Origin of the sequence: Olleya marilimosa CAM030 (assembly GCF_000518485.1) — a bacterium.
Lineage (GTDB): Bacteria > Bacteroidota > Bacteroidia > Flavobacteriales > Flavobacteriaceae > Olleya > Olleya marilimosa.
In genome coordinates this window covers 35,635-59,687 of sequence record NZ_JADR01000007.1, presented here as the reverse complement: position 1 = coordinate 59,687, position 24,053 = coordinate 35,635, and the positions used below count along the sequence as shown (strand labels likewise).

At 32.9% G+C, this 24,053-nt stretch carries 21 protein-coding genes; 9 read left to right on the top strand and 12 right to left on the bottom strand.

Annotated features, from left to right (window positions below):
* Window positions 1–135 precede the first annotated feature (135 nt).
* On the top strand, window positions 136–1,191 hold the full coding sequence (locus M890_RS0109090; protein ID WP_028283236.1) for a glycosyltransferase: 1,056 nt from the start codon (window positions 136–138) through the stop codon (window positions 1,189–1,191).
* Here M890_RS0109090 and M890_RS0109085 read toward each other — a convergent pair.
* Together M890_RS0109085 and M890_RS0109080 are read right to left on the bottom strand one after the other, a co-directional pair.
* Window positions 1,160–2,134 carry a sensor histidine kinase gene (locus tag M890_RS0109085; RefSeq protein WP_084553636.1) on the bottom strand — a complete coding sequence of 325 codons (975 nt, stop codon included), beginning with the start codon at window positions 2,132–2,134 and terminating at the stop codon, window positions 1,160–1,162. The genes M890_RS0109090 and M890_RS0109085 overlap by 32 nt on opposite strands.
* 73 nt (window positions 2,135–2,207) lie before the next feature.
* On the bottom strand, window positions 2,208–2,891 hold the full coding sequence (locus M890_RS0109080) for a response regulator transcription factor (RefSeq protein WP_028283234.1): 684 nt from the start codon (window positions 2,889–2,891) through the stop codon (window positions 2,208–2,210).
* A gap of 365 nt (window positions 2,892–3,256) precedes the next feature.
* Between M890_RS0109080 and M890_RS16465 the strand changes: the two genes are divergently transcribed.
* The 3 genes from M890_RS16465 (at window position 3,257) to M890_RS0109060 (ending at window position 6,865) form a co-directional block, all read left to right on the top strand.
* On the top strand, window positions 3,257–4,963 hold the full coding sequence (locus M890_RS16465) for a T9SS type A sorting domain-containing protein (protein ID WP_051437497.1): 1,707 nt from the start codon (window positions 3,257–3,259) through the stop codon (window positions 4,961–4,963).
* A 92-nt stretch (window positions 4,964–5,055) separates the two neighbouring features.
* Complete coding sequence (locus tag M890_RS16460) at window positions 5,056–5,805, top strand: T9SS type A sorting domain-containing protein (protein WP_051437496.1); 750 nt, start codon at window positions 5,056–5,058, stop codon at window positions 5,803–5,805.
* A gap of 79 nt (window positions 5,806–5,884) precedes the next feature.
* Window positions 5,885–6,865, top strand: coding sequence for a LuxE/PaaK family acyltransferase (locus M890_RS0109060; RefSeq protein WP_028283233.1), 981 nt, complete (start codon window positions 5,885–5,887; stop codon window positions 6,863–6,865).
* A 146-nt stretch (window positions 6,866–7,011) separates the two neighbouring features.
* Here M890_RS0109060 and tyrS read toward each other — a convergent pair whose 3' ends face one another.
* The gene (gene tyrS / locus M890_RS0109055) at window positions 7,012–8,322 is read right to left on the bottom strand and encodes a tyrosine--tRNA ligase (protein WP_028283232.1); all 1,311 of its coding nucleotides are present in this window, start codon (window positions 8,320–8,322) and stop codon (window positions 7,012–7,014) included.
* Window positions 8,323–8,409: 87 nt separating this feature from the next.
* Between tyrS and M890_RS0109050 the strand changes: the two genes are divergently transcribed.
* A complete protein-coding gene (locus M890_RS0109050) occupies window positions 8,410–9,417 on the top strand; it encodes an NAD-dependent epimerase/dehydratase family protein (protein WP_028283231.1) in 1,008 nt (335 codons plus the stop codon).
* On the opposite strand, the gene M890_RS15975 is transcribed toward M890_RS0109050, so the two are convergent.
* The 3 genes from M890_RS15975 to M890_RS0109035 are packed head-to-tail and all read right to left on the bottom strand — an operon-like array spanning window position 9,392 to window position 11,898.
* Window positions 9,392–9,820, bottom strand: coding sequence for a DUF4296 domain-containing protein (locus M890_RS15975; protein WP_051437495.1), 429 nt, complete (start codon window positions 9,818–9,820; stop codon window positions 9,392–9,394). The genes M890_RS0109050 and M890_RS15975 overlap by 26 nt on opposite strands.
* 2 nt (window positions 9,821–9,822) lie before the next feature.
* On the bottom strand, window positions 9,823–11,169 hold the full coding sequence (locus M890_RS0109040) for a dihydroorotase (protein WP_028283230.1): 1,347 nt from the start codon (window positions 11,167–11,169) through the stop codon (window positions 9,823–9,825).
* Window positions 11,170–11,172: 3 nt separating this feature from the next.
* Complete coding sequence (locus M890_RS0109035; RefSeq protein ID WP_028283229.1) at window positions 11,173–11,898, bottom strand: polyprenol monophosphomannose synthase; 726 nt, start codon at window positions 11,896–11,898, stop codon at window positions 11,173–11,175.
* A gap of 108 nt (window positions 11,899–12,006) precedes the next feature.
* Here M890_RS0109035 and M890_RS0109030 point away from each other — a divergent pair, with 108 nt between their 5' ends.
* Window positions 12,007–12,657, top strand: coding sequence for a DUF4271 domain-containing protein (locus tag M890_RS0109030; protein ID WP_028283228.1), 651 nt, complete (start codon window positions 12,007–12,009; stop codon window positions 12,655–12,657).
* 17 nt (window positions 12,658–12,674) lie between these two features.
* Window positions 12,675–13,424: a uroporphyrinogen-III synthase gene (locus M890_RS0109025; protein ID WP_028283227.1), complete on the top strand. Its 750-nt coding sequence runs from the start codon at window positions 12,675–12,677 to the stop codon at window positions 13,422–13,424.
* 79 nt (window positions 13,425–13,503) lie between these two features.
* Here the strand turns inward: M890_RS0109025 and pckA are convergent, their stop codons facing one another.
* Both pckA and M890_RS0109015 read right to left on the bottom strand, forming a co-directional pair.
* A complete protein-coding gene (gene pckA, locus M890_RS0109020) occupies window positions 13,504–15,120 on the bottom strand; it encodes a phosphoenolpyruvate carboxykinase (ATP) (RefSeq protein ID WP_028283226.1) in 1,617 nt (538 codons plus the stop codon).
* 74 nt (window positions 15,121–15,194) lie between these two features.
* Complete coding sequence (locus M890_RS0109015) at window positions 15,195–15,587, bottom strand: DUF423 domain-containing protein (RefSeq protein WP_028283225.1); 393 nt, start codon at window positions 15,585–15,587, stop codon at window positions 15,195–15,197.
* A 78-nt stretch (window positions 15,588–15,665) separates the two neighbouring features.
* Here M890_RS0109015 and M890_RS0109010 point away from each other — a divergent pair, with 78 nt between their 5' ends.
* Both M890_RS0109010 and M890_RS0109005 read left to right on the top strand, forming a co-directional pair.
* Window positions 15,666–17,030, top strand: a complete 1,365-nt coding sequence (locus M890_RS0109010; RefSeq protein ID WP_028283224.1) for a saccharopine dehydrogenase family protein — start codon at window positions 15,666–15,668, stop codon at window positions 17,028–17,030.
* Window positions 17,031–17,246: 216 nt separating this feature from the next.
* A complete protein-coding gene (locus tag M890_RS0109005; RefSeq protein WP_028283223.1) occupies window positions 17,247–17,717 on the top strand; it encodes an Lrp/AsnC family transcriptional regulator in 471 nt (156 codons plus the stop codon).
* A gap of 51 nt (window positions 17,718–17,768) precedes the next feature.
* On the opposite strand, the gene M890_RS0109000 is transcribed toward M890_RS0109005, so the two are convergent.
* From M890_RS0109000 to leuS, 4 genes are all read right to left on the bottom strand, one after another.
* Window positions 17,769–18,752: a T9SS type A sorting domain-containing protein gene (locus M890_RS0109000; RefSeq protein ID WP_198018207.1), complete on the bottom strand. Its 984-nt coding sequence runs from the start codon at window positions 18,750–18,752 to the stop codon at window positions 17,769–17,771.
* A gap of 209 nt (window positions 18,753–18,961) precedes the next feature.
* Complete coding sequence (locus M890_RS0108995; protein WP_051437494.1) at window positions 18,962–19,690, bottom strand: Bax inhibitor-1/YccA family protein; 729 nt, start codon at window positions 19,688–19,690, stop codon at window positions 18,962–18,964.
* 79 nt (window positions 19,691–19,769) lie between these two features.
* The gene (locus tag M890_RS0108990; protein ID WP_232219144.1) at window positions 19,770–20,480 is read right to left on the bottom strand and encodes a zinc metallopeptidase; all 711 of its coding nucleotides are present in this window, start codon (window positions 20,478–20,480) and stop codon (window positions 19,770–19,772) included.
* Window positions 20,481–21,115: 635 nt separating this feature from the next.
* Window positions 21,116–24,025, bottom strand: a complete 2,910-nt coding sequence (leuS, locus tag M890_RS0108985; RefSeq protein WP_028283219.1) for a leucine--tRNA ligase — start codon at window positions 24,023–24,025, stop codon at window positions 21,116–21,118.
* Window positions 24,026–24,053 lie beyond the last annotated feature (28 nt).

Below are 24,053 nucleotides of genomic sequence, written 5' to 3'. Positions count from 1 at the left end.
AACTTTATGATTATCTTTGATTTTGACATTTTACTGCGTTAAGGATGGAAGTGGCATCCTTTTTTTGCTGCCATAAATGGCAAAAAAAGATATAACGGACAGCCTGACCCTTGTGGTAACGCCCAAATTTTTATAATGAAAAAACGAATTCTTGTTGCGCCTTTAAATTGGGGAATTGGTCATGCGACGCGATGCATACCTATTATTAACGCCTTGATTGATGCGGGTTTTGAGCCTATTATTACTAGTGATGGTCAAGCGTTAGATTTGCTTAAAAAAGAATTTGAGGATGTGACGTGCCTTACATTACCTGCTTATAATGTTACATATGCTAAATCTAAAACATGGTTTAAATGGTTAATGCTTTGGCAATTACCTAAAATTAAAACAGCAATAAAAAAAGAATATCGCGCGACACAAAAAATTATTGAGGACTATAATATAAAGGGTATTATATCTGACAACAGAATGGGTGTTTTGTCCAAATCTGTGCCTTCTGTATTTATAACGCATCAATTAAATGTGTTAAGTGGAAGCACCACTAAATTAAGCACTTATTTTCATGATCACTATTTAAAGGCTTTTGATGAATGTTGGATTCCGGATTTTGAAAAACAACCCAATTTAAGCGGAATCCTTGGTCATAACTTTAAAAACAAAGGTTTAACTATTAAGTACATTGGTCCTTTAAGTCGATTAGAAAAAATTAAGGTCAAGCCTAAATATGATGTCATGGTTTTACTGTCTGGCCCTGAGCCACAACGTACTATTTTAGAAGAAAAATTACTATCTGATTTAATAAACTATAAAGGTAAAGTGATGTTTGTTAGAGGAAAAATTGAAGCCGAACAGACTGTTATGTTTGAAACCCCTTTTACGATTTATAATTTTATGCAAACCGAAGAATTGCAACAGACACTTAATAAAAGTGAGCTTGTAATATCTAGATCTGGTTATACAACGGTTATGGATTTAGCTAAGTTAGGTAAACAAGCGTTTTTTATACCAACACCTGGACAATTTGAGCAAGAGTATTTAGCAGAGTATTTAAACAACCAAGGTGTAATTGCTAGTTGCAGTCAGGAGGATTTTACTTTAAAACAATTGGAACGCGTAACGACTTATTCTGGATTTAAAGGCTTGACAAACACAATAGATTTTAAGGCGTTGTTTTTGCTTTTTCAAGGGTAAAAGAAAACTCGCTACCAATATTAAACTCGCTTTCTACATAAATTTTTTCGTCATGAGCTTCAATAATATGTTTAACAATTGCTAGTCCAAGACCAGAACCACCTTCTTTACGTGACCCGCTTTTATCCACGCGGTAAAAACGCTCAAACAATCTAGAGATGTGTTTTTTCTCAATCCCTTCTCCATTGTCTGTTACTCTGACAATGACCTTGTTTTTAATTAGTTTTTCTATACTAATTTCGGTCGTCCCTTTTTCACGTCCATATTTAATAGAGTTAACTACTAGATTAGTTAACACTTGTTGAATACGCTCTTCATCGCCTTTTACCATTATTGGATCTTTATATTCCATATCAAAGGTTAGGGTGATTTTTTTCTTGGCAGCTTTCATTTCTAAAAGCTCAAAAACGCTTTGTACTAGCTCTACAATATCAAAAGTATCGACGTTTAAACTTAAATCTCCAACTTCTAGTTTGGTAATCATGTCTAAATCTTTAACTATATAAATTAAGCGTTCTACACCTTTATTGGCTCTTTCAAGATATTTTTCAGCTACGTTTTTGTCATTAATGGCACCATCCAACAACGTTTCTAGATACCCTTGTACTGTAAATAGTGGTGTCTTTAGCTCGTGAGAGATGTTGCCCATAAACTCCTTACGATACTCTTCTCTTACTTTAAGTGTTTCTATTTCAAGTTTTTTGTTTTTAGCGTATTGGTCTATCTGTTTGGTCAGCGTAGCCATGTCTGTAGTGATGCTTTTTTTGCTAAAGCTAACTGCTTCTAAAAGTGTTAAATCTTTGTAGATTTTGTTTATACGCTTATAAATAAATTTTTCTACCCTAAACTGTGTTATTAAAAACGATACGCTAAAGGTTGCGAAAGCAAAAAGAGCTATTTGTCCTATGTTTACAAGATAAAACGCATATAAAAACAGACCCATAAAAAGGGTCAGGAAGATTGTTATTAAAAACGAGGTTTTTAATGCAAACTTGTAAGTCTTTTTTAAGTTCAAATTATTCTACAAATTTATAACCAACACCTTTGACGGTTTTAAAACTGTCGTCGCCAATTTTTTCACGAAGTTTTCTAATATGCACGTCTATTGTACGACCACCAACAACGACTTCGTTACCCCAAACACGATCTAAAATATCTTCTCTTTTAAATACTTTACCTGGTTTAGAGGCTAATAAAGATAATAATTCAAATTCTTTTCTAGGTAAAACAATCTCGTCACCATCCAAAATAATTTTGTACTCCTCTCTATTAATTATTAGTTTACCAATGGTCATTAATGACTTGTTAGTCTCTTCTGTTTTTAAACGACGTAACAACGCTTTAACTTTACTAACTAATACTTTTGGTTTAATTGGCTTAGTAATATAATCATCTGCACCTGCATCAAAACCAGCTACTTGCGAATAATCCTCTCCTCTAGCTGTTAAAAACGTAATAAGGGTTGCGCTTAATTCTGGAATTTTCCTGATAGCTTCACACGCTTCAATCCCATCCATTTCTGGCATCATCACATCTAGAATAATAAGCTGTGGTTTTTCTTTTTTAGCTTTTTTGACTGCTTCTAATCCGTTTTTAGCTGTAATAACTTGATAGCCTTCGTTGGTTAAATTATAACCTACAATTTCTAAAATATCTGGCTCATCATCTACTAAAAGGATTTTTATATCTTTTTTATTCATGTATGTATTCTAATGTTTTAATTGTGGGTCACTTGGTATTTTTTTTAGTAATCGTCTAAAAAACAAACCTTATATCCGGTTAATTTTAAAGACTTTAATCTTGGATTACATAATGGTTATATTAATGTAAAGATAAAACTATTACTAAAACATTTTATTATTAAACGATTAATAACATTAAGATAACATGACACTTAAGTCAAAAAAATTATAAGACTCCTAAAATCAGTTATTAACTATAAATCTGATAGCCAAAGCATTAAAATGATGTTATTTTAACATTAAGAAGCCGGAAAGCATTATAAATAATTGGGTTAAGTGTATTTTCTATGTATCTTTATGGCTTAATTTTATATCCATTAATTATGAAAAAACTTTACTTTTTAATTACTTTATTTACAGCTACTGCCACTTTTGGACAAGAGTTATTGGTAAATGGAGATTTTGAAACTTGGACAGACCCAACAACACCGACTTCTTATGAGCTTATTCAGAGTGTTGAACAAGAATCTACTGAAGTACACACAGGTACTTTTGCTGCTAAACACACAGGAGGTACTACCAAAATCAGTCAAACTGTAACTGGAATTACAGCTGGTACATCTTATACAATATCGCTGTGGTACAAAATAGATGGTGCATTTGGAGATGGTACTGATGCAAGAATTTGGAGTTATTGGAAAGCTGGAAGTAGTAACATTTCAGATAATGCCAATGAATTAAGAGGACCAAATAATGCTTATTTTGATGCTAACGGAAACCAGTGGACAGAATACACTGTTACTCTTACTGCTCCTGCAACTGCAGACACTTTTTATTTCGAAGTTAGAACTTATGGAAGTGCTGTAGTATATTGGGATGATTTTTCTGTTTTCCAAGAATCTACTGCTGTACCAACACTAGGAGTTACGTCTCCAAACGATGGTGACAATGTTGCTGGACCTGACGTTAATGTTGAGCTAAGTGTACAAAACTTTGTAGTAGCAAACGGAACTGGTGATGGTCACATACACTATACTGTTGATGGTGGATCAGTTGTAATGAAATACGATACTACTCCAATTGTTTTAACTGGTTTATCTACAGGAGAACACACTATTGACTTACAATTAGTAGATAATAGTCACATGCCTTTATCTACTCCTGTAACAGCTACAACTACCTTTAATGTATATGAAGTACAAGCTTTACCTTTTACTGAAAGTTTTGATTATACTGCAGGAGAAACTATTGCACAACAACCAGCTTGGACTAACTACTTTTCTGGTGATGATGCGTTAGTAGAAACAGGTAGTTTAACTTATCCTGGAATAACAGCTTCTGGAAACTCAATGTCTTTTGACGGTTCTGGTGCAGACCCAGTTGTAGATTATACACCTACTGCTGCAGGAAAAATATATACATCTTTTATATTACAAGTTACTGCTTTAGATGCAGGTGCTACTGATGGATACTTTGCGACGTTAAGAACTGACTCTGGAAGTTACGAATCTAGATTATGGATAACTCCAACAGGTGCTACAACTTACAGAATAGGAATTAGTAATGGTGGAACATTAACACAAATTGCTCCTACAGATTTAAATGTTGGCGACACTGCTTTTATTGTGTTTAACTATGATATTGATAATGATACAGTTAGCACTTGGGTAAATCCAGTATTAGGTGGTGTAGAGCCTACTGCAGATGCTACAGAAGCTTCAGGAAGCACAGGTAACACTTTTTCTCAGCTTTTAATCCGTCAAGATAGTGCTACAGAAACACCATTTATTATATTGGATGAATTAAGAATAGCAACTACATGGAGTGAAGCCTCTTTAACAACTCAAGAATTTAACACAGCAGCAAACTTTAGCATCTATCCAAATCCAACAAATACAGGATTTGTAAACATTACGACTAAAGCAAATACTGCTGTTAATGTTACTGTATTTGATGTATTAGGAAAACAAGTTTTATCTAAAACACTTAACAACAACACATTAGATGTTACTAACTTAACAACTGGTGTTTATATATTAAAATTAAACCAAAACGGAACGTCTACTACTAAACGATTAATAGTAGAATAATCCCATATTAAGGTATTGTTAAAAGAGTTATCTGTTATCAGATAACTCTTTTTTTTTGTATAGATTTGATGCTAAATTTAACAACACATTTTATGAAAAAAATTTACTTTTTACTTTTTACTCTTTGTTTTACAAACTTACTTTTAGCACAAGGGTCTGAATCTTTTACAAATCATGACTTATCTGGCACCTCATATGCTACGGGTTCATTTGTTGGCGACAATAATATAACATGGAACTATGTCGCTTGTAGAGATGAAAATGGAGATAGCAACAATGCTGGAATTGATGGAAAAGCATTAATGCTTAGAAGGTCTTCTGACAACAGTTCTGTTTCCGCACAATCTGGAGCAAATGGTGTTAAAAGTGTTACAATGAAACTGTACAAAGGATTTACTGGTGCAGGTGGTAGACAAGTTGAATTATTTGTTAATAATGTATCTCAAGGTTCTTCTATTAGTTTTGATGACAACGGAGAACACATATTTACTGTGGATAATATTAATATTGTTGGAGACGTTGTAATTGAAGTTAGAAACACAACATCTAAACAAGTTATCGTTGATGACATAACTTGGACTGCTTACACTTTATCTACTGACACTTTTAAACAATCAGAATTCTCTGTATTCCCTAATCCAACGTCTAACGGATTTGTAAATATCAAAACTGCTAACAACCAACCAGTAACGGTTGTTGCTTATGATGTTTTAGGAAAGCAAGTATTAAACACAAAGTTAACGACTAGTCGTTTAAACGTGTCTAATTTAAAAGCTGGCGTTTACATTTTAAAATTAACGCAAAATGGAGCGACTACTACAAAAAAATTAGTAATAGAATAAGTTTTATTATACCTCACAAAAAAAGCGTTGCAATAGCAACGCTTTTTTTATTTTATATACTTTTGTGTTTTACAATTAAATGAATATTACTAAGGACATATTTACAATTACTACTCCTGATCAGTTTAAGGCAAAAGCCTTAGAGGTGTTTCGCTTTCAGTTTGATAATAATGCAATTTATCGTTCGTTTTGCGATTTACTGTATATTAACCCAAGTGATGTATCAGACTTACATGAGATTCCGTTTTTACCTATTCAATTTTTTAAATCTCATCAGGTTTTAAGTACAACCAATCCTATAGAAACTACATTTACAAGTAGTGGTACCACAGGACAGATTACTAGTAAACATTTAGTGTCTGACTTAAGCGTGTATGAAACTAGTTTTAAGTTAGGTTTTAAGCACTTTTATGGTGACATAAAGGATTACACCATTTTGGCCTTATTACCCAATTATTTAGAACGCGAAGGTTCCTCTTTAGTTTATATGGTAGATCACTTAATTAAAGACTCCAATAAACCTCAAAGTGGTTTTTACTTAAATAATTTAGACCAGTTAAAGAACAAATTAATCTCTCTTGATCATGCTGGAGAAAAGGTGTTGCTTATTGGCGTTACTTTTGCGCTTTTAGACTTATTAGACTTACACACTTTTAACCTTAAACATACTATTGTTATGGAAACAGGTGGCATGAAAGGACGTCGTAAAGAGGTTATTAGAGAAGAACTTCACAATACTTTAAAAGCTGGCTTTGGCGTAGATGCTATCCATAGCGAATATGGTATGACAGAGTTATTAAGTCAAGCTTACTCTAAAGGTCATGGTATTTTTAATTGTCCACCTTGGATGCGTATTTTAACTAGAGATACTGAAGATGCTTTAACCGTTTTTAATAGTCCTAAAACTGGTGGTATTAATGTTATTGATTTAGCTAATATAAATTCTTGCAGTTTTATTGCGACCCAAGACCTAGGTAAAGCACATGATAATGAAGACTTTGAAGTGATTGGCAGGTTTGATAATAGTGATATTAGAGGCTGCAACCTAATGGTCTTGTAAGGTATTAATAAAAGAGACGACCAACTACATATGAAAAAGAGAAATTAGTTTTTAGTTGGTTAACTGAGTTCATAAAAAAAGCCTGCTTATTTTAAGCAGGCTTTATTATTTATAATAGTATTTGAGATATACACCCTCAGCATTTATTAAATAGCTTTAATGATAAAGGTTGTTTTTTTACCTCTGTTAATTACAATGTACTTATCGTTAATTAAATCGTCTTTAGTAATTATATAATCTTCTTTTACTTTATCCTTATTTACAGACACCGAGTTTTCTTTTAATGCACGACGTGCTTCTCCATTACTGGCTAAAAAATCAGTTTCGGCAGCTAATGCAGCAATCATGTCTAAACCAGCTTCGATTTTGTCCATAGACACTTCGGCTTGTGGCACACCTTCAAAAACATCTAAAAATAAATTTTCGTTTAGCTGCTTAATTTCATTTTTAAAATCTTTACTAAATAATATTCCTGATGCTTTTTCAGCATTTTCTAATTCTTCTTTACTGTGTACAAAAGTAGTCACCTCTTCTGCTAATCGCTTTTGTAAGGTTCTAAAACCTGGATTCTCTTTATGATCTAATATTAAAGCCTCAATGGTATCTTTATCTAAAAAGGTAAAAATTTTGATGTACTTTTCTGCATCTTCGTCTGAGCTGTTTAACCAAAATTGGTAGAATTTATATACACTGGTTTTATCAGTATCTAACCAAACATTACCACCTTCGCTTTTACCAAATTTACTTCCGTCTGCTTTTGTAATTAATGGACAGGTCATAGCGTAAGCTTTAGCTGTGTCGTCACCAACATTCATACGTCTTACTAATTCTGTACCTGTGGTGATGTTTCCCCATTGATCACTTCCACCCATTTGTAATTTACAATTAAGGTTTTTGTGTAAATGGTAAAAATCGTATCCTTGGATTAATTGGTAAGTAAACTCAGTAAAACTCATACCTACATTACCTTCTTCTCCAGACAGACGTTTTTTAACACTATCCTTAGCCATCATGTAGTTTACAGTAATACGTTTACCTACGTCACGCGCAAAATCTATGAATGAAAACGACTTCATCCAATCATAATTATTAACTAAAACTGGTGCGTTTATATCGTTAGAGTTAAAGTCTAAAAAACGAGACAATACAGACTTAATACCTGCTACGTTATGATTAAGTGTTGCTTCGTCCAATAAATTACGCTCGTCACTTTTACCAGAAGGGTCTCCAATCATACCTGTTGCTCCACCTACTAAAGCTACTGGTTTGTGACCTGCTTTTTTTAAATGCACTAATAATATAATTGGCACTAAACTACCTATGTGTAACGAGTCTGATGTTGGGTCAAAACCAATATAGGCTGTGGTCATCTCTTTATCAAGTTGCTCTTCGGTTCCTGGCATGATATCGTGTACCATCCCTCTCCATCTTAATTCTTCTACAAATGCATTAGCCATTTTAGTGTGGTTTTATTATTGAAGACGCAAAGATAAAAATCGTGCCATAAACTACATACAATATCTAATATTTATTACCTTAGAGGTATGATTTTAGTTACAGGAGGAACAGGTTTAGTTGGTGCGCATTTATTATTTAATTTATTAAATGAAAATCAATCTGTACGTGCTATTTATAGAAACGAAAAAAAGTTTGAAACCGTTAAACGTATTTTTAGTTATTACACTAAAACACCTGACATACTATTTAATAGTATTGAGTGGGTAAAAGCCGACTTAAATAATATACCAGATTTAACTGAAGCTTTTAATGGTATTACCCATGTTTATCATTGTGCTGCATTTGTGTCTTTTGAGCCAAATAAATTTGAACTACTTAGAAAAACTAATATTGAAGGGACAGCAAATATTGTGAATCTTTGTTTATCAAATCATGTAAAAAAACTATGCTATGTTAGCTCCATAGCTGCTATTGGTACACCAACTACAACTGAAACTTTAATTACTGAAGACACTGATTGGAATAAGGAATTTGATAATAGTGTTTATGCAATTACCAAATATGGTGCAGAGCTTGAAGTTTGGCGTGGCACACAAGAAGGTTTGGATGCTGTTATTATAAATCCAGGTATTATAATTGGTCCTGGTATTTGGAATTATGGTAGTGGATCGCTGATTACCATGGTAAAAAAAGGGATGACCTATTATACTACAGGAAGCACAGGCTATGTGGACGTTAAAGATGTTGTTAATTGCATGATTAAGCTTATGCAAAGCAGTATTGTTAACGAACGCTACATTGTTGTTTCCGAAAACTTAACTTTTAAAGATTTTATATACAAAACTGCGCACTACCTAAATGTAACACCTCCAAAAAAGAAAGCCACAAAGCAAATATTAGCTTTAGGTTGGCGATTAGATTGGTTGCGACATAAACTAACAGGAAAACGACGCTTATTATCTAAACAAACAGCACATTCTGCTTTGTCACAAAGCCAATTTAGTAATAGTAAGATTATAAACGCAATTGATTATAATTTTACAAGTATAAACAATAGCATAGAACAAACTACTTTGCTGTTTTTACACGCTTAACCTTGTCCTTAAGGGTTTCTTTAAGTTCTTTATCTTTAATAAGGTTTTCTTTTTTCTCTACGTCTTTGTAAAAAGTCCTTAAACTTTCAAGGCTATCCCTTACGTCTTTGTAAATTTGGGAATACTCATCAATATCATATGCATAGTAGTTATTACTATTTGCAAATATGGTACTGTCTATTTTGTGTTTTTTATACACAAAAGTATCTGGAACAATCCCTTTGTTTTCAAGCTCGCGCTTATTAATTCCTTTAGCAGATGATACTAATGCTAACTCTACCAGAACATCAACCATTTTATCCTTACTCATTAAATTTTCAGGTTTTTTAGGTCTATCAATTCCGTAACAAGACACAAATAACAAGGTTATAAATATGTATATTACAATGTTCTGTTTTAACATAACTATCTATTAAAAGTTAAGCGTTGCGCGTAGTTAGTATCATAAAACTTAAAGTTTTTGTATGCTAAACCACCATTTACAAACGTATGAGTAATTCTAGATTTAAAAGTTGTACCTTCAAAAGGAGACCATCCACATTTATATAAAATATTGTCTTTGTTGACTGTCCATGGGTTGTTTAAATCTACTACAACTAAGTCTGCAAAATAGCCTTCTTTGATATATCCACGTTTTTCTACTTCAAATAAGATAGCAGGATTGTGACAAAACTTTTCTACAATTTTCTCGATAGAAATATCTCCATCATGATACATTTCAAATAATGCTGGTAATGCATGCTGTACTAAAGGTCCTCCAGATGGTGCAGAGGTATATACATTTGATTTTTCTTCAAAAGTATGTGGTGCATGATCTGTTGCGATGACATCAATTTTATCATCTAATAAAGCTTTAAGTAACTGTTCACGATCTTTTTCGGTTTTAACCGCAGGATTCCATTTAATTAGTGTGCCTTTATCGTCATAATCTTTATCGCTAAACCAAAGGTGGTGTATGCAAACCTCTGCAGTAATCTTTTTATCTTTTAAAGGTAATTTATTGTCAAACAACTCGGTTTCCTTTCCTGTTGATAAATGAAACACATGTAAACGTGCACCTGTTTTTTTAGCCAATTCTATAGCCTTAGAAGAGGAAATATAACAAGCGTCTTCACTTCTAATTATAGGATGAAAATTAACAGGAATATCATCTCCATAACGCTCCTTATAAATGTCTAAGTTTTTTTGGATGGTTGCTTCGTCCTCACAATGTACTGAGATTAATAAATCTGTACTCTTAAATATTTTTTCTAAAACCTCTGGATTATCAACAAGCATATTACCTGTTGACGATCCTAAAAATAATTTTAAACCTGCAACTTCCTTTTTATTGACCTTTAAAATTTCTTCTAAATTGTCGTTAGTACCACCAAACATAAAAGAATAGTTAGCCCAAGATTTTTTAGCAGCAATTGCAAATTTTTCGTCTAATTTTTCAATAGTTGTTGTTTGCGGATTAGTATTTGGCATCTCTATAAAAGAGGTGATACCACCAGCAATTGCAGCTCTAGATTCTGTCTCTATATTTGCTTTATGCGTTAAACCTGGCTCTCTAAAATGCACTTGATCATCAATTGCTCCTGGAATGACATATTTACCCTCTGCGTCAAAAACATTAACATCTGCAGATTTTGGGCTAATAGAATGATCAATTTTTGTAATAAACTGACCTTCGATTAATATATCACCATTAAAAATTGTGCCTTCATTAACGATTTTTGCATTTTTAATAAGTGTCTTTTTGTTTTGCATTGTTTAATTGGATTTGAATAAACTTTTTAATTTCATACTAATAACTCCGAATATAGCTTCAGATATTATGCCAGAACTTAATTTAGATTCACCTTTTGTTCTATCGGTAAATATGACAGGCACTTCCACTAATTTAAACTTTTTTAAATACGCTTTAAATTTCATTTCTATCTGAAACGCATAACCTACAAACTTAATTTGGTCTAAATTTAGTTGTTCTAAAACCTGTCTTTTATAACATATAAAACCAGCTGTAGCGTCATTAATACGCATTCCGGTTATTAATCTTACATAAATAGAAGCACCATAAGACAATATTACACGTCCTAAAGGCCAATTGACTACATTGACACCCTTTACATAACGCGATCCTATTGCTATGTCTGCTTGATTAGTATGACAAGCATCATATAAACGTATTAAATCCTTTGGGTTGTGAGAAAAATCTGCGTCCATCTCGAAAATATATTGGTAATGCTTTTTTAAAGCCCATTTAAAACCATGTATGTAAGCGGTACCTAATCCAGATTTTTCCTTTCTAACCTCTAAAAATAATTGATTATTATATTCTGATTGTAATGCTTTCACTTTTACTGCTGTTTGATCCGGTGAATTATCATCCACCACCAATACATCAAATGCTTTAGGAAGCGCAAACACTGCACTTAAAATAGCTTCTATATTCTCAATTTCGTTGTATGTTGGTATAATAACAACAGCGTCCTGCATCAATACTAATTAAAATTTAGGCAAATGTACATTTTTATAAAATTACTTAATTATAAAAATTACTTAATTATTAATCGATTTGATATTAAAAAATAATAATTTTATGCCATGCTAAGAGACCTATATACTGTTGATATATTAACCCTAACCTTTATAGGTTGCCTAATCATTGTAGCGCTATCAAAGTCCCTATTTACTAAAAGATTTAATGAGTTTATTTTACTACTATTTAACTCTAGACACACTAACCAATATATAAAAGAACAACGTTTTTTTGATTTATTTGAAGGGCTATTATTTTTAAATTTTATTATAAATTTAGGACTGTTATTACACATCTATTTAAGCAATCAAGCCTCAAATGCCATTCCACAAATGGATGTCTTTAAATATGCATTACTAATAGGATTGTTTTTAATTTTGAAGGTCCTTTTTGAAAGGTTACTATCTAGCGTATTAGATATTGAACCAATTATTGATAAGTATATTTTTGAAAAAACCAGCTTTCAAAATTTTATTGGACTACTACTTTTACCTCTTAACGCACTGCTAATCTACAGCATACCACCTAGCCATATTGTTTTAATTACACTGCTTGCTATCCTACTATCTATACAATTATTTGGATTGTTTTTATTTATTAAGAACAATCTTAATGTCTTTAGGAAGAGCTTGTTTTATTTTATTTTGTATCTTTGCACTCTCGAAATTGCACCCTATGTTGTTTTATATAAAATTATTACAACTAATTGGGTCTAAATAAAATTATACAACGTATGAAAGTGAAAACGATTTTAGTCTCGCAACCGGAACCTAAAATAGAAAATTCGCCTTATTTTGATCTTTCTGAAAAACAGAAAGTTAAAATTGACTTTAGACCTTTTATTCATGTTGAGGGTGTGCCATCCAAAGATATCAGACAACAAAAAGTAGATTTAAAAAACTACTCTGCTATTATTCTAACTAGTAGAAATGCAGTAGACCACTTTTTTAGAGTTGCAGAAGAAATGCGCTTTAAAGTGCCAGATTCTATGAAATACTTTTGTCAATCTGAAGCAGTTGCTTACTATTTGCAAAAATATGTTGTTTACAGAAAGCGTAAAATTTATGTTGGTAAACGTAATTTTGCTGACTTATCACCTTTAATAAAAAAATATAAGGATGAAAAGTTTTTACTACCTACAACTGACAAGTTAAAGCCAGAGGTGCCGGAAACATTAAATGCACTTAATATAGACTGGAAAGAAGCTGTATTTTACAAAACAGTTATTAGTGACTTATCAGATTTAGAAAATGTAACTTACGACATATTAGTGTTTTTTAGCCCAAGTGGTATTGAGTCTTTATTCCATAACTTTCCGGAATTTAAACAAAACGATACTAGAATTGCTGTTTTTGGTAACACAACCATTAAAGCTGTTGAAGAAAAAGGATTACGTGTAGATATTGCTGCGCCAACACCTGAAACACCATCTATGACTATGGCACTTCAAAAATATATTGACAAGGTTAACAAAGGTAAATAAACCTTTAAACTATAATACATTAAAAAGCGCCAATTGAAAATTTCAATTGGCGCTTTTTTTATTAACACTTTATCTATTACTATTCAGCATAACGTTGTGGTCCACCACGTCTAATTTCTTCACTAGCATAAGATTCAAATTTCTCAAAATTCTCTCTAAATGCATTAGCTAGTTTAAATGCTGTTTTGTAATATTCTTTATCATCCTTCCAGGTTGCTCTTGGGCTTAACACCTCATCAGGCACTCCTGGACAAGTTCTAGGTTGTGCGACACCAAATACAGAATGGATGTGATAATCTTTATAATTATACAGTCCTAAATCTCCATTAAGCACTGCACTAATCATAGCACGCGTATATTTTAATTTAATTCTGCTTCCTACACCGTAAGAACCACCAGTCCAACCCGTGTTAATCAACCACACGTTAACGTTAGCATCTTTCATTTTTTTACTTAACATCTCAGCATATTTTGTTGGATGTAAAGGCATAAAAGGCGCTCCAAAACAAGCAGAAAAACTTGGTACTGGCTCAGTAATTCCTGCTTCTGTACCTGCTACTTTTGCAGTATAACCAGATATAAAATGGAATGCCGCTTGAGCTGGAGTTAATTTAGATATTGGAGGCAATACTCCAAAAGCATCTGCTGTTAAAAAGAAAATATTCTTAGGGTTCTCTCCTGTAGATGGTACTCTAATGTTTTCAATATGATGTATTGGATAACTTACACGCGTATTTTGTGTAATAGAAGTATCTTCAAAATCAACCTCACCTTCATCATTCATGATCACGTTTTCAAGGATAGCTCCTTTTTTAATCGCACCAAAAATTTCTGGTTCTTGTTCTCCAGACAAGTTAATTACTTTAGCGTAACAACCACCTTCAAAATTAAATACCGTATTTTCTGCAGTCCAACCATGCTCATCATCTCCAATTAAACTTCTGTCAGGATCTGTAGACAAGGTTGTTTTACCAGTTCCAGAAAGTCCAAAGAAAATTGCAGTATCTCCATCCTTACCAACATTTGCACTACAGTGCATTGGTAATGTGTTTTTATAAACTGGTAAAATAAAATTTAGTGCAGAGAAGATTCCTTTTTTAATTTCTCCTGTGTAACCTGTACCACCAATTAAAGCAATTTTTCTAGTAAAATCTAAAATTGCAAAGTTATGCTGACGTGTACCATCCACTTCTGGATCTGCCATAAAACCTGGTGCATTAACTACAGTCCATTCTGGTGTAAAATCTTTTAATTCGTCTTCAGTTGGTCTTAAAAACATATTATAAGCAAACATGTTACTCCATGGATACTCATTTATAACACGAATGTTTAGTTTGTAGTTTTCATCTGCACAAGCAAAACTATCTCTAACAAAAACTTCTTTGTTAGATAAGTAAGCTGTTACTTTATCGTATAGTTTTTGAAACTTATCAGCATCAAAAGGAATGTTGATATTTCCCCACCACACTTTATCCTCAGTAATACTGTCTTTTACAATAAAACGGTCCATTGGAGAGCGTCCTGTAAACTCGCCTGTATTTACCGCTAAGGCTCCAGATGAAGCTACTTTACCTTGACCTTTTTCTAGAGTTTCCTCTTGTAATTGATCTGGTGTTAATTGATATTTTACTTGGGCATTTTTGATTCCGTATTGTTCCAACGCAATCGTTTTCGTAAATTGGGTATGGTCTACCATAATTTGTGTGTGTTGTGTATGTGTTGTTTGAGTTGCAAAGTTAAAATTATTACACTAGAAACGCCAAACAAATACTAATTATTCTGTTTGATCTTTAAAATATTTATCAACAGGACAAGCCATGACAAGATTAATAGTAAGCCTCCTATTGGTGTTACAAACGCTATCGATTTAAAATTAAAAGCGGTTAATGTGTTAGTTGCCAATCCGTAAATAGAGCCTGAAAACAAGAGTATACCTGACAACACCAAGTAAAAGATAATTGTTTTAGATTTTTGCGTTACAAAACTATGACTTCCTATTACCAATAGTAATAACGCATGGTACATTTGGTAACGCACACCAGTTTCATAACTTTGGACCGCTTCGGCAGAGACTAAAGCTTTTAATCCGTGTGCTCCAAAAGCGCCTAAAACAACACTTAATAATCCTAAAATAGTTCCTAAAAGTAATAGCTTCTTATTCATATAAATACTTCGTTTTCGTTTTTATCCCAATTAAAATTTTCTACATTCGTAGTTCAAAAATACTCAACAAATCTCATTATGCGAAAGATATTAGTCATAGGTTCCGGAAAATCAACCTCATACCTTATTAAGTACTTATTAGATAAATCAGAAACCGAAAATTTACATATTACGGTTGGTGACTTAAACGTAGAAAGCGCAAAAATAATGATTGGAAATCATACTAACGCTTCGGCAATTAGCTTAGATGTATTTGATCCAATATCTAGAGAACACGCTATTAAAGCAGCAGATATAGTTGTATCAATGTTGCCTGCAAGATTTCATATAGAAGTTGCCAAAGACTGCATTACTTTTAATAAAAGTATGGTTACTGCATCCTATGTTAGTGATGAGATGCAAGCTTTAGACCAAGATGCAAAAGACAAAGGATTGGTGTTTATGAACGAGATTGGTGTGGATCCAGGATTAGACCACATGAGTGCTATGCAAGTTATTGACGGTATACGTGATAAAGGCGGAAAAATTATATTATTTGAATCGTTTACAGGTGGTTTAGTAGCACCAGAGAGTGATAATAATTTATGGAATTATAAATTTACCTGGAACCCAAGAAACGTCGTTACAGCAGGTCAAGGTGGAGCAGCAAAATTTCTTCAAGAAAACACATACAAATACATACCATACAATCGTTTATTTAGACGCACCGAGTTTTTAGACGTGGAAGGATTTGGACGCTTTGAAGCTTATGCCAATCGCGACTCGTTAAAATACCAAAGCGTATATAATCTTGACAATGTAAAAACATTATATCGTGGGACCATGCGTCGTGTAGGATTTTCTAGAGCTTGGCAAGTCTTTGTTGCATTAGGTATGACTGACGACAGTTACACTATTGATGATAGTGAGAATATGACCTATCGTGACTTTGTCAATGCCTTTTTACCCTACAGTCCAACAGACTCTGTTGAGCTTAAATTTAGACATGCTTTAAAAATAGATCAAGACGATATTATTTGGGACAAGTTTTTAGAGTTAGACCTATTTAGCAAGACTAAAATGGTCGAACTTAAAAAAGCAACTCCTGCACAAATATTACAAAAAATATTACTAGACAGCTGGACATTAGATCCTCAAGACAAGGACATGATTGTCATGTACCACAAATTTGGTTATGAGCTTGATGGTAAAAAACACCAAATAGACTCTACAATGGTTACCCTTGGCGAAGACCAAACTTACACAGCTATGGCAAAAACCGTAGGACTTCCTGTGGCAATTGCAACCTTAGCCATTTTAAATGGTAAGATTACAACTCCAGGTGTACAAATACCAATTACTAAAGAGGTCTATACTCCAATTCTAGAAGAATTAAAAGATTACGGAATTACTTTTAAAGAAACCGAAGTCCCTTATTTAGGCTACAACCCATTAAACATTTAATTTATTTGGGCATTACCACACAACACTTACAAGGTTTTAATTAACCTTTAAGTGTTGCTTAGGTCAGGCTGTACATTATATCTTTTTTGCTTTTAATGGCAAAAAAGGATGCCATTTCCATCCTTAATGCAATTAAAAACAGGATCTTTAACAAACCAAGTTTCAGTTTAAAATAGAATACTTAAATTTATCTTTTAAAATTTAACTCATTTCATCTTGAAAACTACAAACAATAACATTACAATAGATGGTATCGATAAAAAGATACTTCGTGCTTTAATGCAAGATGCTAGAACACCAGTTTTAGAAATTGCACGTCAAGTTGGTATTTCTGGAGCTGCCATACACCAACGCTTAAGAAAACTAGAAAAATCTAAACTTATTGCAGGCTCTAAATTTGTTATAAATCCAAAAGTATTAGGCTATACAACTATGGCGTTTGTAGGTATTTATCTGGATAAAGCCATGAGTAATCCAGAAGCAGTTAAACAACTAAAAAAAATACCAGAAGTATTAGAATGTCATTACACAACAGGAAACTGGAGTATATTAATAAAAATACTATGTAAGGACAACGAGCATTTAATGCATTTGCTAAACAATGATATACAATCTATTGCTGGAGTATCAAGAACAGAAACCTTTATTTCTCTGGACCAACAAATAGAAAGACAAATTAAAATATAATAAAAGCGCCTTTAAAAAAGGCGCTTTTATTATTCATCTTAAAGGTTTTTATTATTTAATAATAACCTTTTTAACAAGGTTACCTTTACCTGATGTAATAGTAACAAAATACAGTCCAGCAGTTAAATCTGCACTTAAATCTAAGACAGTACTTGTTGTTATATTATTTAAATCAATAGTTTTAATCACACGTCCATTAATATCAGACACTTTTACAGCCTCTAAAGCAATTCCGTTATTTTTAATTGTAATTTGTCCATTAGAAGGATTTGGATAAACAGATAGTGCAGCATCTAAATCAAATGATTGTGTGTTTAACGTCAAGCCAGGTATAAAAGTTATAGCATCTAATGCTAATTGCTCTACTCCAGAATTAGAAGAAAACTCAATTACCAATTGTGCTTTGCATGCTGCATTAGCAGATAAATCTGCTGACAGTGATTGCCAAGATCCTTGCAAACCAGGTAAATCATCTATACCATTAGTCTCTGTAGTGGTATCAATTAACGTAAGCGTTGGTGAGGCGCAATCTGAAAATTGAATAGTCACTCTAAAAAAGTCTAAAATATCCCAATTAGTATCATCTAAAAAATATTGCATACTAAACTGTGGATTGGTACCAACAAGATTTACTTGGTCAAAAGTCATAGTAACCGTTCCATCTACATCATCCATAAAAAAGGCTTGAGTCCCTTCAGGTGGAGCAAAACCTAATTCAGACTGGATGGAAGCAGAAGTTGCCACTCCAAAATAATCTCCATCAGAAAAACCAACAGGACCATTAGGAGTCGTTGGATCTAACACAATAGAGTATCCCAATGTTGTGCCAGAACTGGCTTCAGTAACATAAACCAAACCACAGGTGGCATTATAATTAGTTAAAGTATGAGCTGTTGTAGTATTTGTGTCAAAATATTGACATGCGTTACTTACTGCGTCAAATGTTACACCTGGAGTGTTTTCAAAACCATTGCCAACTTGCGACATAATTAACGAGGGTAACAGTAAAATCAAAAAGAGTAGTTTATTTTTCATGATAGGTAAAATTAATAGCATAACAAATTTAACATATTGATTAACACTATATAATAATTTTTGATATTAATTTTAAAAATAGTCCTTCAAACAACAAACAACTATAAAACAGTAGATTACATTTTTATTAACAACTATAACATTTAAGTTTATAGATAAAAAAAAGCACCTAAAATTTAGGTGCTTTTTTTATATTACTTGTATAATTTTTAGTCTCTTGACATAAATATTCTAAGAATGTACCAAAATAACAACATTAAAGATGCAAATAACCCTAATGCTGCAGGTATATAATCTTCAGTAGTGTACTTGTCTTTAATTTGAGACGTTTGATATAAAATAGATCCTCCTGCTAATAAACACATACCTACAGAAAACCAAAGTCCTAGTGTAAATCCTCCAAATAATGATCCTGCAACGATTAATCCTAAAGCTATAAAACCTCCAATGGTTAAACCTGCTTTTAAAAATGAAAAATCTGTTTTAGTCATCATTACCACAGCAGTTAACCCTGTAAATAATGCTAATGTTACTAAAGCTGCTTGCTGTAAAATATCTGGACCAGAATCCATGTAAAAAGCTGCAATGTAAATCATTGGTACAAAAATAACAGCCTGAGCTAATATATATACGCCATAGGCTAAATATTGTTTGTTTTTATCTGCTGTTTTCATTGCTGTACTTTCAGCATAAGTTGTTACTAACATAAAACCACCTAAAAGCAATAGCCACTTATAACCTTCGGTCATTGATAACATAAACTCTATTACTGTTTGGCTTTGTAAAAGTAGATATTCAAACAAAACAAATACTAAAACACCTCCAGCAACGTGTCCATATGTTTTTTTATAAAATGCGACTCTATCAGCTTCAGATGCCACATTTACTAATGTATTCCCTTGATAATTTTCAAAAGAATTCTCAAAATTGTTTTCCATTATTATTGATTATTTAATTGGTTATTCAAATGTAAAAAAAGAAAACCATATTGTATTATTTATCCAGAATTAAAGTGAGTTAATCACGTCTACCTAAAATTTGCATAGCCCAATATAATAACGATGCTAACGCTCCAATTGCTGCTACTAAATAAGTTCTGGCAGCCCATTTAAGTGCATCTTCAGACCCTTTATATTCTTCTGGAGTAACAATGTTTTTTGCTTTTAACCAAGCTAATGCTCTGTTACTTGCATCATATTCTACTGGTAAAGTGATAAAACTAAAAAGTGTTGCAAATCCCATCATAATCAAACCTGCAATTGCAACATAAAGCCCACTTGCACCTAGTGCTCCAGAAGCCATTAATGCAATACCACCAATTATTACCCATTGTGACATGCTAGAGGTAACTTGTACAATTGGCACTAATTTAGATCGCATAGTAAGATAACTATAAGCAGTTGCGTGTTGTACTGCATGTCCACACTCGTGTGCTGCTACTGCAGCTGCTGCTGCATTTGCGTGACTATACACGACTTCACTTAAATTTACAGTTTTATCCACTGGATTATAGTGATCCGTTAGTTGTCCTTTGACAGAAATAACTTTTACGTCTCTAATACCATTATCTGCTAGCATTTTTTCTGCAATTTGTGCTCCTGTCATACCATTACGCAAATGCACTTTAGAGTAATATGCAAACTTACTTTTTAACTTACTACTTACTAAACTACTAATTAAACCTATAACACCAATTAGTATATAGTAACCCATATATCCTGAAAACATATTTTTTTAAATTTTAAAATTGATAGTATAAATATAGCAAAAAGTAAGCCAATTTAAAGGACAGAAAAAATGTCAGACCAAGCCTTTATTTTAATTAACCGTTTAAAATTGCCGAATCAAGTGTTTACATTAAGCTGTAAGACTAATCTGTCTTTAGTTTATCATAACTCAGAAAATAATCTTCTTCACAAGGTGTCATTGCGTGAGGGTAACTATAAACGCAACATCACATCGAATGGTTTGTGAGGCACGAGCAAATTGTATCAAGAGGTCTATTGGTTCTCGATACAATTCTCCTACGTCGAATCACTCGAACTGACGTTTTCCTAATTACTCTTGATTATATCCTAAAATTAGCTCATTGAAGAAATTACTTCGTTCCTCGCAATGACGTTTGCCTTTTAATTATACTAAACAGTTATATTTTTAAAAATAATTATTAACGCAACGTCACATCGAATGGTTTGTGAGGCACGAGCAAATTGTATCGAGAGGTCTATTGGTTCTCGATACAATTCTCCTACATCAAATCACTCGAACTGACGTTTTCCTGATTACTCTTGTTAGTATCCAAAAATTAGCTCAATAAAGAAATTGCTTCTTTCCTCGCAATGACTGTATTTTTTATAATAACGTTAGCCTACAATATTTACAATTTTACCTGGAACAATAATCACTTTTTTAGGTGTACGACCATCTAATTGTGCTATTGTTTTTTCATGAGCCATTACTGTTTTTTCTATATCGTCTTTAGACATATCCATTGGTAACTCTAAGGTAAAACGCATTTTTCCGTTAAACGAAATTGGATAATTTTTGCTACTTTCAACTAAATGACTTGCATCAAACTTTGGAAATGCTACAGTTGCAATGGAACCTTCATTACCTAATTGGCTATATAATTCTTCAGTAATATGAGGTGCATAAGGCGACAATAAAACCAATAGTGGTTGTAACACTTCTTTACTTGTGCATTTTTGAGCAGTCAACTCGTTAACAGCAATCATAAATGTTGAAACCGAAGTATTAAAAGAGAAATTCTCAATATCTTCTTCAACCTTTTTAATGGTTTTATGTAACGTTTTTAAGTTGTCTTTTGTTGGTGTTGCATCGTTTACAAGTAAACCATCTTCTCCAACATACAGCTTCCATAGTTTTTTTAAGAATCCATGCACACCTGTAATACCTGCAGTATTCCATGGTTTAGCTTGCTCTAAAGGTCCTAAAAACATTTCGTATAAACGTAAACTATCAGCTCCATACTGCTCGCAAATATTATCTGGATTTACGACGTTGTATTTGGATTTAGACATTTTTTCGACTTCGCGACCTACTTTATAAACTCCATCTTCTAATATGAATTCTGCATCTTTAAAGTCTTCACCAAATTCTCCATCATTTTTTAATCCTTCGATATCTAATTCATCTGAAGCATTAACATATTGCACTTTTACGTGAATAGGTGCTACTTTTTTATCATTAATTAATCCTTTAGACAGATAGGTATTTGTACCATCTTCACGATAAACAAATGCACTAGTCCCAAGAATCATCCCTTGGTTAATTAGCTTTTTAAAAGGTTCTTCTACTCCAACAAATTCTCTATCTTTTAAAAACTTCACCCAAAAACGAGAGTACAATAAATGTCCTGTGGCATGCTCACTTCCTCCGATATAAAGGTCTACGTTTTCCCAGTAATTAAGTGCATCTTTACTTGCAAAATCTTCTCCTCTATTGGCTTTTTCTTCCATATAACGGAAAAAATACCATGAGCTTCCAGCCCAACCTGGCATTGTATTTAGCTCTAAAGGATGTATAGTTGTATTATTAATTTTATCGTTGCTAACTACAGTATTTGTAGTAGTATCCCAAGCCCAAATGTCTGCACGACCTAAAGGTGGCTCTCCTGTTTCGGTTGGTAAATATTTTTCTACTTCTGGAAGTGTAATTGGTAAATATTGTTTGTCAATCATTTGTGGCATTCCGTTAACGTAGTATACTGGAAATGGTTCTCCCCAATATCTCTGTCTAGAAAATACTGCATCACGCAATCTGTAGTTAGTTTTTCCTTCGCCTTGACCTAATTGCTCCAACTCAAAAATAGCACGTTTAGATGCTTTTTTGTAGTTCATTCCATCTAGGAAATCGCTATTTGCAATTTTTACATTGTCTTTACTCGCGTAAGCTTCTTCGCTAATATCTACTCCTTCAAAAATATTTGGAATAGGTATATTAAAATGTTTTGCAAAGTCGTAATCACGTTGATCACCACAAGGAACAGCCATTACAGCACCTGTACCATAACCAGCTAAAACGTAATCTCCAATCCAAATTGGAATTGGTTTTTTACTAAAAGGATGCTCTGCATAAGCACCTGTAAATACACCAGATATAGTTTTTACATCTGCCATACGATCGCGCTCGCTACGTTTTGAAGTTGCTAATATGTATGCCTCAACGTCTGCTTTTTGCTCTGGTGTTGTTATGGTTTGCACCAACTCATGCTCAGGAGCTAACGTCATAAAACTTACACCAAAAATAGTATCAGGTCTAGTTGTGAAGACTTCTATTTTTAGAGGATGGGATTCCGAAACAAGTTCGGAATGACTTTGGACTTCGTCATGCTGAACTTGTTTCAGCATCTCACTCGTCATTTTAACATTAAAAGTTACACTTGCTCCAACAGATTTTCCAATCCAATTACGTTGACTTTCTTTTAGCGACTCTGTCCAATCTATAGTTTCTAAACCTTGTAGTAAACGTTCTGCGTAAGCAGAAATACGCATACTCCATTGCGTCATTTTCTTTCTTATTACTGGATGACCACCACGTTCTGACACTCCGTTTACAATCTCGTCGTTTGCTAAAACAGTTCCTAAAGCAGGACACCAGTTAACTTCAGTTTCGGCTAAATACGTTAATCTGTATTGTAATAATATTTCTTGTTGTTTTTCTGATGAAAACCCATTCCAATCGTCAGCAGAAAATATTTCGATATTATCATCGCAAGCGACATTTAATCCAGATTCTTTTGGACAATTTCCGTTTAATTTAAAAACGTAAATCAACTCCTTTATATCTTTTGCTTTATTATCATTAAAACAATAATAAGATTCAAATAACTGAATAAAAATCCATTGAGTCCATTTGTAATATTCTGGACTTGATGTACGGACTTCACGACTCCAATCAAAACTAAATCCAATTTGATCTAGTTGACGTCTGTAGGTTTTTATATTAGTCTCTGTAGTAATTGCAGGATGTTGACCTGTTTGTATTGCATATTGCTCTGCAGGTAAACCAAAACTATCATAACCTTGTGGATGTAATACATTAAACCCTTTATGACGTTTATAACGTGCATAAATATCTGACGCGATATAACCTAATGGATGACCAACGTGTAATCCTGCTCCAGATGGATAAGGAAACATGTCCAAAACATAGTATTTTGGTTTGTCACTAGAATTTGAGGCTTTAAATGTTTGGTTTTCTGCCCAATATTTTTGCCATTTGGCTTCGATGTCGTTAAAATGGTATTGCATTTTTGTGTTTTACAGCTTAATTAAGCAA

Excerpts from the sequence above, each read along its gene's own strand:
- M890_RS0109090 (WP_028283236.1), top strand. The coding sequence starts at position 136 with ATGAAAAAACGAATTCTTGTTGCGCCTTTAAATTGGGGAATTGGTCAT.
- M890_RS0109085 (WP_084553636.1), bottom strand. The coding sequence starts at position 2,134 with ATGGGTCTGTTTTTATATGCGTTTTATCTTGTAAACATAGGACAAATA.
- M890_RS0109080 (WP_028283234.1), bottom strand. The coding sequence starts at position 2,891 with ATGAATAAAAAAGATATAAAAATCCTTTTAGTAGATGATGAGCCAGAT.
- M890_RS16465 (WP_051437497.1), top strand. The coding sequence starts at position 3,257 with ATGAAAAAACTTTACTTTTTAATTACTTTATTTACAGCTACTGCCACT.
- M890_RS16460 (WP_051437496.1), top strand. The coding sequence starts at position 5,056 with ATGAAAAAAATTTACTTTTTACTTTTTACTCTTTGTTTTACAAACTTA.
- M890_RS0109060 (WP_028283233.1), top strand. The coding sequence starts at position 5,885 with ATGAATATTACTAAGGACATATTTACAATTACTACTCCTGATCAGTTT.
- tyrS (WP_028283232.1), bottom strand. The coding sequence starts at position 8,322 with ATGGCTAATGCATTTGTAGAAGAATTAAGATGGAGAGGGATGGTACAC.
- M890_RS0109050 (WP_028283231.1), top strand. The coding sequence starts at position 8,410 with ATGATTTTAGTTACAGGAGGAACAGGTTTAGTTGGTGCGCATTTATTA.
- M890_RS15975 (WP_051437495.1), bottom strand. The coding sequence starts at position 9,820 with ATGTTAAAACAGAACATTGTAATATACATATTTATAACCTTGTTATTT.
- M890_RS0109040 (WP_028283230.1), bottom strand. The coding sequence starts at position 11,169 with ATGCAAAACAAAAAGACACTTATTAAAAATGCAAAAATCGTTAATGAA.
- M890_RS0109035 (WP_028283229.1), bottom strand. The coding sequence starts at position 11,898 with ATGCAGGACGCTGTTGTTATTATACCAACATACAACGAAATTGAGAAT.
- M890_RS0109030 (WP_028283228.1), top strand. The coding sequence starts at position 12,007 with ATGCTAAGAGACCTATATACTGTTGATATATTAACCCTAACCTTTATA.
- M890_RS0109025 (WP_028283227.1), top strand. The coding sequence starts at position 12,675 with ATGAAAGTGAAAACGATTTTAGTCTCGCAACCGGAACCTAAAATAGAA.
- pckA (WP_028283226.1), bottom strand. The coding sequence starts at position 15,120 with ATGGTAGACCATACCCAATTTACGAAAACGATTGCGTTGGAACAATAC.
- M890_RS0109015 (WP_028283225.1), bottom strand. The coding sequence starts at position 15,587 with ATGAATAAGAAGCTATTACTTTTAGGAACTATTTTAGGATTATTAAGT.
- M890_RS0109010 (WP_028283224.1), top strand. The coding sequence starts at position 15,666 with ATGCGAAAGATATTAGTCATAGGTTCCGGAAAATCAACCTCATACCTT.
- M890_RS0109000 (WP_198018207.1), bottom strand. The coding sequence starts at position 18,752 with ATGAAAAATAAACTACTCTTTTTGATTTTACTGTTACCCTCGTTAATT.
- M890_RS0108995 (WP_051437494.1), bottom strand. The coding sequence starts at position 19,690 with ATGGAAAACAATTTTGAGAATTCTTTTGAAAATTATCAAGGGAATACA.
- M890_RS0108990 (WP_232219144.1), bottom strand. The coding sequence starts at position 20,480 with ATGTTTTCAGGATATATGGGTTACTATATACTAATTGGTGTTATAGGT.
- leuS (WP_028283219.1), bottom strand. The coding sequence starts at position 24,025 with ATGCAATACCATTTTAACGACATCGAAGCCAAATGGCAAAAATATTGG.